The organism is Paenibacillus sacheonensis (assembly GCF_009909195.1).
In the GTDB taxonomy this organism is placed as follows: Bacteria; Bacillota; Bacilli; order Paenibacillales; family Paenibacillaceae; genus Paenibacillus_Z; species Paenibacillus_Z sacheonensis.
On record NZ_JAAAMU010000002.1, the window covers coordinates 157,121 to 169,456 of the forward strand.

Here is a 12,336-nt window from a genome sequence, read left to right on the forward strand (position 1 = left end):
AACTATGGTCGTAGGCGACGCTTCACTCGATATTGATTTGCTAGTCATCGGTGCGGGACCGGGGGGTTACGTTGCAGCTATTCGCGCAGCGCAGCTTGGTCAAAACGTACTCGTCGTGGATAAACAATACGTAGGCGGCGTGTGCTTGAACGTGGGTTGTATCCCGTCCAAAGCGCTCATCTCCGCATCTCATCAATATGAATCCATCAGCCATGCGTCGGAATTCGGTATCACGGCTTCCGACGTGAAGGTGGAATGGAGCAAGGTACAGGAGTTCAAGAACGGCGTCGTCAAGAAATTGACGGGCGGGGTAGCTTCGCTTCTGAAAGCGAACAAGATCCAATATTTCGCCGGCGAAGTCATGTTCATCAACGAGAACGAAGCGCGGGTCTTCAATGACCAAGAAGCGCCTCGTTACCGCTTCAAGAATTGCATCATCGCTACGGGTTCCCGTCCGATCGAATTGAAGGCATTCCCTTACGGCGGACGCATCGTTTCTTCCACGGGCGCGTTGTCGCTGCCTGAAATTCCGAAGAGCCTCGTCGTTATCGGCGGCGGATACATCGGTATCGAGCTTGGTCAAATGTATTCGAAATTCGGCACGCAAGTGACGATTATCGAAGGCTCCGACAGCATTCTGCCGGGCTTCGATTCCGACATGTCCTCGCTCGTGGCGAAGAAGCTGAAAGCGGCGAAAGCCGAAATCGTAACCGGTGCCCAAGCGAAGAGCGCGGAGCAAACGGACAAAGACGTCACGGTCACGTATACCGTTGGCGGCGAAGACAAGCAAGTGACTGCCGACTACCTGCTCGTTACGGTAGGACGTCGTCCGAATACGGACGGCGAGCTTGGCCTTGACCTGATCAACATGAAGGTATCGGACCGCGGTCTGATCGAAGTCGACGAGCAATGCCGTACGAGCATTCCGCATATCTATGCGATCGGCGACATCATCGCGGGACCTGCGCTCGCGCACAAAGCGATGTACGAAGGCCGCGTCGCGGCTGAAGTTATTGCCGGTCAACCTAGCACGATCGACTACAAATGCATTCCGCTCGTCGTCTTCTCCGATCCTGAATGCTCCAGCGTGGGTTACAGCGAGAAGGAAGCGAAAGAAAAGGGCCACAACGTTAAAGTGGGCAAATTCCCGTTCAACATCAATGGACGCGCGTTGTCGCTTGGCGTAAAAGAAGGCTTCGTTAAGATCGTCGCAGACGCAGACAACGGTCTGGTGCTCGGCGCGCAAATCGCCGGTATCGAAGCGTCCAACATGATCGCGGAGCTGGGTCTTGCCATCGAGATGGGCGCGACGCTCGAAGATATCGCGCTGACGATCCATGCTCATCCGACGCTCGGCGAGATCGTTCTGGATGCGGTCGAGATGGCGCTTGGCCACCCGATCCATGCCATCGCGAAATAATTTTGCAGAAATGAATAGGATATTATAAATACGAGCGAGAGGTCACGCCGCAGCAGTTCTGCAGGCGGGCCTCTTTTTACATCGCTCAAGCTTTTCTCATAGGCATACATAACGCAGGAGGTGAACGGCAATGTCCGAGAACGGCAAATCAACCCACGAGTCCCGTTCTTCCATGATGCAGCTTATCTTTCCGTCGGATACGAATTATCACGGCACGATGTTCGGCGGCAAGGTCATGGAATACATGGATAAGATCGCGGCGATAACGAGCATGCGGCACGCGCGCGGTCCCGTGGTGACGGCATCGACGGACAGCCTGGATTTCGTAGCTCCGATTCGGGTCGGCGATATGATCGACGTGGAAGCATTCGTGACATGGACGCACCGAAGCTCCATGGAAATCTATGTGAAAGTAGAGACGGAGAATGTCTACACGGGGGAACGGAGGACGGCGGTAACCGCCTTCTTCTCCTTCGTCGCGCTGGACGAGAACAACAAACCGAGGCCGGTCGCGCCCATCATTCCCCAAACGCCGGAAGAAGAAGCGCTGCACAGCTCGGCACCTGCCCGTTATGAACTTCGCATGCAGCGAAAGCAGGACAGAATCGACAAGAAGTGATAAACTAAGAGTTACTATGCGGCTGGCAGGAGTGAAACAAATTGAGCACGAACGAAGAGCAATATTTGAATTTGCTTCGGCATGTTTTGGCTAACGGCTCGAAGAAGGAAGACCGGACCGGAACGGGAACATTGTCGGTTTTCGGTTACCAGATGCGCTTTGACCTGCAGGCGGGATTTCCGCTCTTGACGACCAAACGGGTGCCGATGAAACTGATCGCGAGCGAACTGCTGTGGTTCATGAAAGGCGACACGAACATTCGCTACCTGCTGCAGCACAAGAACAACATTTGGAACGAGTGGGCGTTTAAGAAATGGGTAGAAAGCGATGCCTATGACGGTCCCGACATGACGAATTTCGGACTGCGTTCACAGCAAGACGAAGCTTTCAACGCGCAATACCAGGAACAGGAGGAGCGCTTCGTCGATCGTATTCTGAACGACGAACGGTTTGCCGCCGAATACGGCGATCTCGGCAACGTGTACGGGAAGCAATGGCGCAGGTGGGAAACGTCGCAAGGGGAGACGATCGACCAACTGAAAAACGTCATCGCGGAGATCAAGAAGAATCCGGATTCCAGGCGATTGATCGTGACGGCGTGGTCGCCGGAAGACGCAACGCCGCAGCGGTCCGCGCTGCCGCCGTGCCATACGCTGTTCCAATTCTACGTGGCGGACAATAAGCTGTCCTGCCAGCTTTATCAGCGCAGCGGAGATATCTTCCTCGGCATTCCGTTCAATATCGCCAGTTATGCGCTGCTTACCCATATGATCGCGCAGGAATGCCGTCTCGAGGTCGGAGATTTCGTGCATACGATCGGGGATGCGCATATTTATTTGAACCATCTGGAGCAAATCGATCTGCAGCTGAGCCGCGAGCAGAAAGACTTGCCGAAGCTGAAGCTGAATCCGGACGTTGCATCCGTGTTCGATTTCGAGGTCGGAGATATCGGCTTGGAAGGCTATGCGCCGCATCCTTCGATTAAAGCGCCAGTGGCGGTATGAGCATCCAAGCGCCTAACTGATGAAAGGGAGCGTGACACGGATATGAAAATTACGCTGATCGCCGCGATGGCTCAGGACCGCATCATCGGCATCGATAACGGAATGCCCTGGCATCTGCCGGCCGAGATGGCGCATTTTCGGCGCTCCACGACGGGCAAGACGGTCCTCATGGGCAGGAAAACGTTTGAGTCGTTCGGCGGTCCGCTGAAGAACAGGCGGAACGTCGTGTTGACGCGCAGCGCCGAGTATAAGCCCGAAGGCGCCGAGACGGTGCATTCCGTCGACGAGGCGATCGCTGCCTTGGGCGGGGAAGACGAGCTGATGATTATCGGCGGAGCTGAGATCTACGCACAGTTTCTCCCGCTGGCGGACAAGCTCCTGCTGACCGAAGTGGATGCGAAGGTCGAAGGCGACGCAGCATTCCCGATGTTCGATAACGAGCAGTGGCATGTCGAGCGCCGAGAATTCCATGCGAAAGACGAGAAAAATGCATATGATTTTACGATCCTTACTTACGTCCGCATAAAGCCGCAGAGCTGATTCGCATTTAGGGCAAAAGACGAATATCATGTCACAAAGTGCAAATGATTGTACGGAAAATCCATTTAACGAAGATGACCTTATTGCTACTATATTGTAAATAGTTATGGGAAAGTTTGATATTGAATAATCATGGTATTCTCGATATAGTTTTAGAGAGATTACGTGCATTCGGCAATGGGATAATGGATGGAGGAAGCAATCATGTCTACACCTACTGGATTTATGGACTACAAACGTGAATTGCCAGCTGATCGTGATCCGCTCGAACGGATTAAGGATTGGAATGAATTTCATAAACATTTCAACGAAGATCAACTAAGAACGCAAGGCGCACGCTGCATGGATTGCGGCACGCCATACTGCCATACAGGTATTGAAATGACTGGCGGCACATCGGGCTGCCCGGTCAACAACCTGATCCCGGAATGGAATAATCTGATCTATCGCGGATTGTGGCGCGAAGCGCTTGATCGTTTGCACAAAACGAACAATTTCCCGGAATTCACCGGACGCGTATGCCCGGCGCCTTGCGAAGGCTCTTGTACCGTCGGTTTGATCGGCGATGCCGTGACGATCAAGACGATCGAATCCGCCATTATCGATAAGGGCTTCGAAGAAGGCTGGGTCGTACCGCAGCCGCCTCTCATGCGCACGGGCAAGAAGGTTGCCGTCGTCGGTTCCGGACCTGCTGGTCTTGCTGCCGCGGCGCAGCTTAATAAAGCCGGTCACACGGTAACCGTATATGAACGCGCCGACCGTATCGGCGGACTGCTTACGTACGGCATTCCGACGATGAAGCTGGAGAAACACGTCGTTCAGCGCCGCGTCGATCTGCTGGAAGCGGAAGGCATTACGTTCGTAACGAATGCGGAAGTCGGCACGAACGTTCCCGCGGAGCAATTGATGAACGAGTTTGATGCCGTCGTGCTTTGCGGCGGCGCCACGAAAGCGCGCGACGTTGAAATCGAAGGCCGCGATCTGAAGGGCGTTCACATGGCCATGGATTATTTGAACGGCACGATCAAGAGCTACCTCGATTCCAATCTGACGGATGGCAATTACATCAACGCAGAAGGCAAGGACGTCATCGTTATCGGCGGCGGCGACACGGGTACGGACTGCGTTGCGACGGCGCTTCGTCATGGCTGTAAGTCCATCACGCAATTCGGCACGCATGCCAAAGCGCCGTTGAAGCGAGACAACGACAAGAATCCATGGCCGCAATTCCCGAACGTTTATACGCTCGATTATGCGCAAGAAGAGGCGCGCGCGTTGTACGGCGAGGATCCGCGTGCATTCTCCGTGCTCACGAAGAAATTCGTAGGCGACAGCGAAGGCAACTTGAAAGAGCTGCATACGGTTCAGATCGAACGTACAGTGGACGAAACCGGCCGTAAGGTTTACAAGGAAATTCCGGGCACGGAGAAAGTATGGCCGGCTGATCTCGTCATGATCGCGGTCGGATTCGAAGGACCCGAGAATACGCTGATTCAGAAGCTCGGCTTGGAACAAGACCGCCGTTCCAACGTCAAAGCGGCTTATGGCAAGTATCAAACAAGCGTTGAGAAAGTTTTCGCAGCCGGAGATATGCGCCGCGGACAAAGCTTGGTCGTCTGGGCGATCAATGAAGGCCGCGAGGCGGCGCGTGAAGTGGACCGTTACCTGATGGGCACTTCGATGCTTCCGTAAACAGATTCTTCGCCATATTAATTATCAAAGCGCCTTCGGGCGCTTTTTGTTTCGTTAGCAGTCCGAAGCGAGGAGAGGTTTCATTCATGATACAATATGGTTCCGATACGATCACGCAGTTAACGTTCGTCTCCTTCCGGCCTCGAATGGAGCGGCGCGACAACCAGTGGATCGACATCGAGCTTGCAATCGAAGTCAACGAGACCACGCCGGTGCCCATGGAGCTGACCGATTTGACGGTGCTCGTGATTTGCACCCATGGCGGTGCCATCGCGCAGATTGTTCCGCTCGATGAAGGCACGGATTGCGAGTTTCAATTTACGAGCGACGAGAAGGAGCAAATTCGAACGTATATCGAAAGTGAAACCATGCAAGCGGCCATCGCAAATCTAGCGGCCCAATAAGAGACTGGCTGTGGTAAAATGTTCCTGATAGCTTTGGTGTTCAGGAGGCGATGTCTTGTACAGCCATGCAGCAGGCGTCTTAACGAGGGCCGAGATTCATAAAATCCGTCATTATGTCCAGCATAAACACGCTGACCTGCCGAAGGAGCGGCGAGCCGAAATCTTGGCGGATGCGATGCAGCGTATCGTGCTACGTCAATTGCCCGAGCTTCCGTTGGAACTAAAGCAGCAGGTCATGCGTGCGCTGCTGCGGGATGTCGTCGCCGCGAGGGGAATGCCCGTAAGCAAATCCCATATTTTCGAAGCATGCATGAAGCTGGATGCCGTACGGCCGGAAGTGCTGACCCCCCTACATAAATGGGCTGAAAAAGTTTTGGAAGCCGATATCGACCTCCGGTTATTTCGCGAAGCCGTCGAAGAAGGGCGGCGAATTGCCGTTGCCCCCGGGCTTGGCGTATCCGCTTGGGACGCGCTTATCGGCGCAGTCGGATCGCGCGAGGGCGCCGGGAGAGAAGGGCGAAGCTGGAGAATGACGTCCAACCGGGCGAAGAGACATCCGGTCAAACAGCGTCGCTTAAGCATAGCTGTTTACTTGGGCATGTCTCTCGTATTGTCAGGGGCAACGCTTATTTACGGTTGGCAGCTCCTGCATCCCAAGCCGGCTGCGAACGTACCGCTTGCTCCCACGACGATCCAACGGCCTATGCCGGTTCCCTCGCTGATGAAGCAGAAGAATGCGCTGCCGGAGCAATTGCGTTTTGTAGAAGTCGACCGCAGCCGGCTCGTTCGTTATTTGCGCGTCAAATCGTCGCTGTTGGCCGAAGAACCTTACTTAAGCGCCATTATCAAGGCTGCCAAGGAGCATGACATCCATCCGCTGCTGCTCTTTGCCATTACGGGTCAAGAACAGGGCTTCGTTCCGAGAACGGCCAAGAATGCCCGGAAGATCGCCAATAATCCGTTTAATGTGTTCTATAGTTGGAAAGCGTTCAATACGAACATAGACGAGTCGGCGCGCATCGCAGGCAATACGATTAACCGCCTAAGCTTTGAACGACCGGCCGGCGTAGACGCGGTACAATGGATCAACCGCGAATACGCGGAGGACGTAAACTGGTCGACCGGCGTGAACAGCATCCTGAAATCGATGGCTGCGCAAATTATGACGGACAAGAAACAGTAAAACATAAATATCAAGAAACAAACACCATGAACGAACAGCAGTGAACGAACAGCAGTAGAGAAAAAAGCAATGAAAAATCAGTAAAGAATCAAACGATCAGCAACAACCAGAAATAAAAACAGCAAAGACCGGAAAAGAAGAGGGATGGTCCTGAAAACTTTAATCATTGCGGAAAAACCCGATATGGGCCGGACGATCGCTGCCGTTGTGGAGCCTCGGGCACAGAACAAACGAACCTACCTCGAGGGCGAGAATTATATTATTACCTGGGCGATCGGGCATTTGGTCAGCTTGGCAGAACCGGATCAATACGATCCGAAGTACAAACGCTGGAATGCAGCCGATCTGCCGATTATCCCCGATCGGTTCAAGCTGTGGCCCAATGCGAGAACGAAGGACCAATTGTCGATGATCGGCGAGCTTTCCAAGCGATGCGGCCGGCTGGTCAATGCATGCGATGCCGGGCGAGAAGGCCAGCTGATTTTCCATCTGATCAGGCAGTATTTGAAGCTGCCGCAGCCGACGGACCGGCTGTGGATCTCGGACCTGACGCCCGAGACGATCCGCCGCGGCTTCGAAGGCCTGCGTAGCGATACGGATTACGATGCTTTAACGCGTGCTGCGCGCGCTAGAAGCGAAGCGGACTGGCTGGTCGGCATGAATGCCTCGCGCGCGTTTACGATCCGTCACAAAGCGCTCTTGTCCGTCGGACGCGTGCAAACGCCGGTACTTGCGCTGCTGTATGATCGTCACAAGGAAATCACGGCCTTTGACAGCGAGACCTTCTTTATCGTGCAGGCGGCATTCAGCCAGCTGGATTTCGGATACAAGGGGATTTGGCAGGGAGATCGGATCACCAAGCGCGAAGAAGCGGAGAAGCTGGCAGCCAAATTGAACGACGAGCCGGGCCGGATTCTAAGCTACGACGTGAACGAATCCAAGGAATATCCCTACCGGTTATACGATTTGACGCTGCTGCAGCGCGAGGCGAACGGCAGATACGGCTATCCGGCCAAGAAGACGCTGGATATCGCGCAGGCGCTGTACGAGAAGCATAAAGTCATTACGTACCCGCGTACGAGCTCCAACTACGTGACGGAGGAGAATATTCCCGTCATGGGCAGCGTGCTGCAAATGCTGAAAGGCACTTCATACGCGGATCTTGCCAACGGTGCGGACCGCGGCCGCGTCCATAAGGGAAACCGCGCGGTATGCAATCCCGCCAAGGTCGAGGATCATCATGCCATCCTGCCGACGCCGAAGAAGCCTGGCGCGCTGAGCACGGAAGAACAGAACATTTACGATATGATCGTGCGGCGCTTCCTGTCGCATTATTATCCGCCTGCGGTCTACAACAACCACGAAGTCATCACGGAGGTGGAGGGCGAGCAGTTTCGGACGCGAGCCAAGGAACAGCTGGAGATCGGCTGGCGCATCGTGCTGGATAATGCCGACAACGGCGCGTCGAAAGCAAAAGGGAAAGGCAAGAAGCCGTCCGCGGACGCTTCGTCTTCGGATGAGGGAGAGGACGACTTGGTCGAGACCGACCGGCCGTTCTTCGTGGATGCCGAGCTGCCGGTTCATTGCGATTCCGCCGCCGCGATCGAGAAAGAAACGAAGCCGCCGAAACCGTATACGGAAGGAACGCTCCTGAAGGCGATGGAGAGCGCGGGCAAGGCGATCGAGGACGAGGAATTGCGCGATGCGATGAAGCAGACCGGCCTCGGAACGCCGGCGACACGCGCGGCTACCATCGAACGACTGAAGCAGGTCGGCTATATTACGTCGGCCGGCAAGCGGCTGGACATTACGATCAAGGGCTGCACGGCGATCGAGCTGATACGGGGCGCGGGCGTAGAGCTTCTGGCTTCGCCGGAAATGACCGGCCGATGGGAGCAGCGCCTCCACCAAATCTCGAAAGGCGAGGCTTCGGACGAACAATTTATCGCCAAGGTGAAGCAGTTTGCCGAGATGATCGTCGACAAAGTGAAACAGCAGCAGCCGGCGGCAGCCAATCTATTCGACGAGCCGGAGCGCTCCGGCAAAGGCGCGGCGAAAGGCAAAGGGCGCGGAGCCAAGTCCTCGACGACCAAGGAAGGCGCTGCAGCCGGACGAGGCGGGGGACGCAGCCGGACTGCCGATAAATCGAGCGCATCGACGGCCTCGAGAGGGAGCCGTTCCGCGAGCGCTTCAACAAAAGCCGCGAGCGTTAGAGGAACGAAGCGTTCGGAGAGCAGTCCCGTCAATGCCGCCGCGCGAACCGCTGCATCGTCCGCAGCCAAGGCTTCGACGATTATGGCTGAACGTCCGATTCCGAAGCCGGCTTCGGGCGAAGCGGCAGCCGCGAGAGGCGCGATTGCAGCCTGCCCGCGACCAGGCTGCGGCGGTCAAATCGTTGAGGGCAAACGGGGTTACGGCTGTCTGCGATTCAGAGAAGGCTGCAGCTTCGTCATCTGGAAGGAACAGCAGGGAAAAGCCATCACGTCTACCATGGCGAAGGCTTTGGCACAGAACGGCGAAACGCGCAAATCGACGCTCAAGCTGGAGAACGGCACGACAGTCTCAGGTAAGTGGCGGTTGACGAATGCCGCCACCGGGGCGGTTGCCTTTCAGCCGGAAACGTAACGAACGTCAAAACAGGCTTGACTCTGGGAAGCGCGATGCGCTCTTTCAGCAGTCAAGCCTGTTTTAGGTTTATTCGATTTATTGCGGTCGCTGCGTGACATAATTCCGGATGCTCTCCGGAATCTCGGAGAGCTGATTCAACGTCAGGAACGCGCCCTTCGGTTCAACGTCGATGCCGACAATGTTGTAGATCCATTCCGAGTCGGTCTTCATGTGAATGGCGTTGATGCCTGTCGTCAATGCGGGAATGACATCCGTACGGAGCGAGTTGCCGATCATCCACGTCGTGGGCCGGTGGAATTTGCCTTCCTGCAAAATCCCCTCCATCGCTTCCGTGTTCTTCTTGGAGCGAACATAGATGCGCGGACCGAAATAACGCTCCAGCTGCATATGTTGAATTTTCTTGGTTTGGATAAGCAGCTCGCCGCCCGTATAGAGATGCAGCTCATGGCCCTGGTCGGCCAGCTCGAATAAGGTTTCCTCCATAAATGGATAAGGCTCCGCATCGAATTCATAGACGCTGCGTCCGAGCTTCCACAGAAAATCCTCCTCCACGACAGAAGGGGAGCGTCCGAATAGATTGGAGAAATGGCGATAGGTTTCAACGAACGACTGCGGAAAATGGTCGCTCTTGAACCCGTCGATATGAACGCCGGCTATGTCGATTTCGGTCTGTTTGTCGGTGATCTCCATTCTCGTTATTCCATAGCCGTTGAACCAGTCCATCATGCTGTCCGAGAACTGTTCAATGACGAAGAAGAAGTACTTGTTGCAGTAAATAAGCGTATCATCGAGATCGAATAGAATGGTTTGTTTCATCTTAGGCACGGCTCCTTCCCCAGATGATTTCGCTGTAGCTACAATCTACCTCATCTTGGGATTCGCAGTCAAATCGTATACAGCTGGCGCGGTTTACAAATACTGTAACCGGAGGTGGTGAGCGAATGGCGATGAACAAAAACAGCAAACGGAATCGCGCTAACGGTTCCGAGGCAAAGGGAAATGACGGGAGTCTCAAGCCGGAGAAAGAGGCGAACAGACCGGCAAGCTTAAACGGCATTAATAAACAGCCGTAGGACGGCCCAATAGTAAAACGAAGAAAGGTCTCTATGATGGCGCCGCAGTTCCGGAGAAATGCGGCCGCCTTATAGAGACGCCGGGGGACATAGCATGATTAAGCATATTTATTCATCTTGGCTGCAAGATCTTGTTTAATGAATGCGAGTCTCCGTTTGACGTAGAAATCGTAGCTTGCGCCTTTCAATTCTCGGGGGCTGATGACCGTATCCGCACTGTTGTCGATAATGGTCAGCGAGCCGTTGGAATAGAACTTGAAGGTCAAATCCCGGAATGGTCGATGCGTCTCAATAAATCGGTAGTTTTCACAGTTTGTCATGATGGTCAGCCTCCTTACGGTCAGCGAGAGATTAGAACGTTTGTTCTTGTTTTTATTATAGCAAACATTTGTTCGTATGGAAACTATTATTTTTTTCCCTTACACTAGATTGATAGGGATTTCATCCCCAGGTTGCGAAGTAGAACGTCTAAGCGGATAAGGAGCCCCAGTCATGATCAGAGTAACGCAATTGTCAAAACAAATTCCGGGCGGACCCAAGGTCCTCTCCGACGTGAGCTTCACTATAGAACCGGGCGAATTCATCGCCATCAAGGGCGCGAGCGGAAGCGGCAAATCCATGCTGCTGAAATGTCTGGCGCTGCGCGAGAAATGGACCGAGGGCAAATACATCGTGGACGGCGTCGATATCTTCGCCAAGGGCATCTCCGGCCGTTTGAAGGTACGCCGCGAGATTGCTTATTTGGAAGAGAAGCCGACGCTGTACGGCAACAAGACGGCGCTGAAGAACGTTATCATCGGAGCGGTCGGACAGACGCCGTTATGGCGAAGGGTAACCGGAATGATGCGCAACGACGATTACATGGGCGCGATGGATATGATCGAGAAAATGGGACTGTTGGACAAAGCCCATCAGAAGGGCGACAAGCTGAGCGGCGGCGAGAAGCAGCGGATCGGAATGGCGAGGGCGCTGGCGCACGGCGCCAAGACGCTGCTGGCGGATGAGCCGGTATCGGGCCTTGATCCGCATGCCGCCGAGCAGGTGCTCTCCGACTTGAAGCGGATGTGCCGGATCCAGGGCGTCTCCGTCGTGGCGGTCATGCATCAGGGAGATTGGGCGGAGCGTTTCGCGGACCGCATCATCGGGCTGAATAACGGCGCGGTCGTGCTCGATATCAAGGGCAGAAGAATGACGGAGCGGGAGAAGAACCTGCTGTGAAGATGAATGAATCCGGTTACCCGTACGAGCTCCGCATGATTCGCTCGGACGAGCTTCAGACCGCCCATGAGCTGGAGCTGGCTTGTTATCCGCTCGAAGCGGCGGCGACCCGGGAAGCGTTTACGTTCCGTCAGCAGCATTTCCCGGGCTATTTTTGGTCCGCTTGGCGGAACGGGGAATTGATCGGTCTCGCCTGCGGCGTGCGCACGGCGGACAGCAGCTGCGGGTCCGACGAGGTGAAGAGCGCGCACGGCTCCGATCCGAACGGTCGGCATCTGTGCGTGCTGTCCGTGGCCGTCGCCCGGCAGCATCGAGGGCATGGCGTCGGGGGAGCTCTTATGGAAGCCTTGATCGGCCAAGCAAGCGCCGCCGGACTCGAGCTGGTCGTTCTGATGTGCGAGGAGCATTTGATCGAATTCTATGAACGGCTCGGTTTCGAGTGCGAGGGACTTTCGGCGTCGGAGCATGGCGGCCTGCAATGGCATGAGATGAAGCTGCGGTTGAATGAACCGGGGTGACGGTTAAAACCGATAGCAATGGAAACGTACCTGCGGC

The 12,336-nt window shown here is 55.0% G+C and carries 12 protein-coding genes; 10 read left to right on the forward strand and 2 right to left on the reverse strand.

Annotation, left to right across the window (positions count from 1 at the left end; translation table 11 throughout):
* The first annotated feature begins 4 nt into the window (after positions 1 to 4).
* The 8 genes from lpdA to GT003_RS03750 all read left to right on the forward strand — a co-directional run bounded on the left by lpdA (position 5) and on the right by GT003_RS03750 (position 9,487).
* Positions 5 to 1,420 (forward strand): dihydrolipoyl dehydrogenase, encoded by a 1,416-nt coding sequence (lpdA, locus tag GT003_RS03715; protein ID WP_161694573.1) that lies wholly within the window; start codon positions 5 to 7, stop codon positions 1,418 to 1,420.
* Positions 1,421 to 1,550: 130 nt separating this feature from the next.
* Positions 1,551 to 2,039 (forward strand): acyl-CoA thioesterase, encoded by a 489-nt coding sequence (locus GT003_RS03720; RefSeq protein WP_161694575.1) that lies wholly within the window; start codon positions 1,551 to 1,553, stop codon positions 2,037 to 2,039.
* 41 nt (positions 2,040 to 2,080) lie between these two features.
* Positions 2,081 to 3,043: a thymidylate synthase gene (locus GT003_RS03725; RefSeq protein ID WP_161694577.1), complete on the forward strand. Its 963-nt coding sequence runs from the start codon at positions 2,081 to 2,083 to the stop codon at positions 3,041 to 3,043.
* A 42-nt stretch (positions 3,044 to 3,085) separates the two neighbouring features.
* Complete coding sequence (gene folA, locus GT003_RS03730; protein ID WP_161694580.1) at positions 3,086 to 3,583, forward strand: type 3 dihydrofolate reductase; 498 nt, start codon at positions 3,086 to 3,088, stop codon at positions 3,581 to 3,583.
* A gap of 204 nt (positions 3,584 to 3,787) precedes the next feature.
* Positions 3,788 to 5,275: a glutamate synthase subunit beta gene (locus GT003_RS03735; protein ID WP_161694583.1), complete on the forward strand. Its 1,488-nt coding sequence runs from the start codon at positions 3,788 to 3,790 to the stop codon at positions 5,273 to 5,275.
* A gap of 86 nt (positions 5,276 to 5,361) precedes the next feature.
* Entirely contained in the window at positions 5,362 to 5,679 is a 318-nt protein-coding gene (locus GT003_RS03740; protein WP_161694585.1) for a hypothetical protein, read from the forward strand.
* A 55-nt stretch (positions 5,680 to 5,734) separates the two neighbouring features.
* The gene (locus tag GT003_RS03745; RefSeq protein WP_161694587.1) at positions 5,735 to 6,862 is read left to right on the forward strand and encodes a glucosaminidase domain-containing protein; all 1,128 of its coding nucleotides are present in this window, start codon (positions 5,735 to 5,737) and stop codon (positions 6,860 to 6,862) included.
* A 150-nt stretch (positions 6,863 to 7,012) separates the two neighbouring features.
* Positions 7,013 to 9,487: a type IA DNA topoisomerase gene (locus GT003_RS03750; RefSeq protein ID WP_161695289.1), complete on the forward strand. Its 2,475-nt coding sequence runs from the start codon at positions 7,013 to 7,015 to the stop codon at positions 9,485 to 9,487.
* A 78-nt stretch (positions 9,488 to 9,565) separates the two neighbouring features.
* Here the strand turns inward: GT003_RS03750 and GT003_RS03755 are convergent, their stop codons facing one another.
* Positions 9,566 to 10,306 carry an HAD family hydrolase gene (locus GT003_RS03755; protein WP_161694590.1) on the reverse strand — a complete coding sequence of 247 codons (741 nt, stop codon included), beginning with the start codon at positions 10,304 to 10,306 and terminating at the stop codon, positions 9,566 to 9,568.
* A gap of 355 nt (positions 10,307 to 10,661) precedes the next feature.
* Positions 10,662 to 10,883 carry a hypothetical protein gene (locus GT003_RS03760; RefSeq protein WP_161694592.1) on the reverse strand — a complete coding sequence of 74 codons (222 nt, stop codon included), beginning with the start codon at positions 10,881 to 10,883 and terminating at the stop codon, positions 10,662 to 10,664.
* A 172-nt stretch (positions 10,884 to 11,055) separates the two neighbouring features.
* Here GT003_RS03760 and GT003_RS03765 point away from each other — a divergent pair, with 172 nt between their 5' ends.
* On the forward strand, positions 11,056 to 11,781 hold the full coding sequence (locus tag GT003_RS03765; protein ID WP_161694594.1) for a phosphonate ABC transporter ATP-binding protein: 726 nt from the start codon (positions 11,056 to 11,058) through the stop codon (positions 11,779 to 11,781).
* Positions 11,782 to 11,783: 2 nt separating this feature from the next.
* Positions 11,784 to 12,299, forward strand: coding sequence for a GNAT family N-acetyltransferase (locus GT003_RS03770; RefSeq protein WP_239565681.1), 516 nt, complete (start codon positions 11,784 to 11,786; stop codon positions 12,297 to 12,299).
* Positions 12,300 to 12,336: the final 37 nt, after the last annotated feature.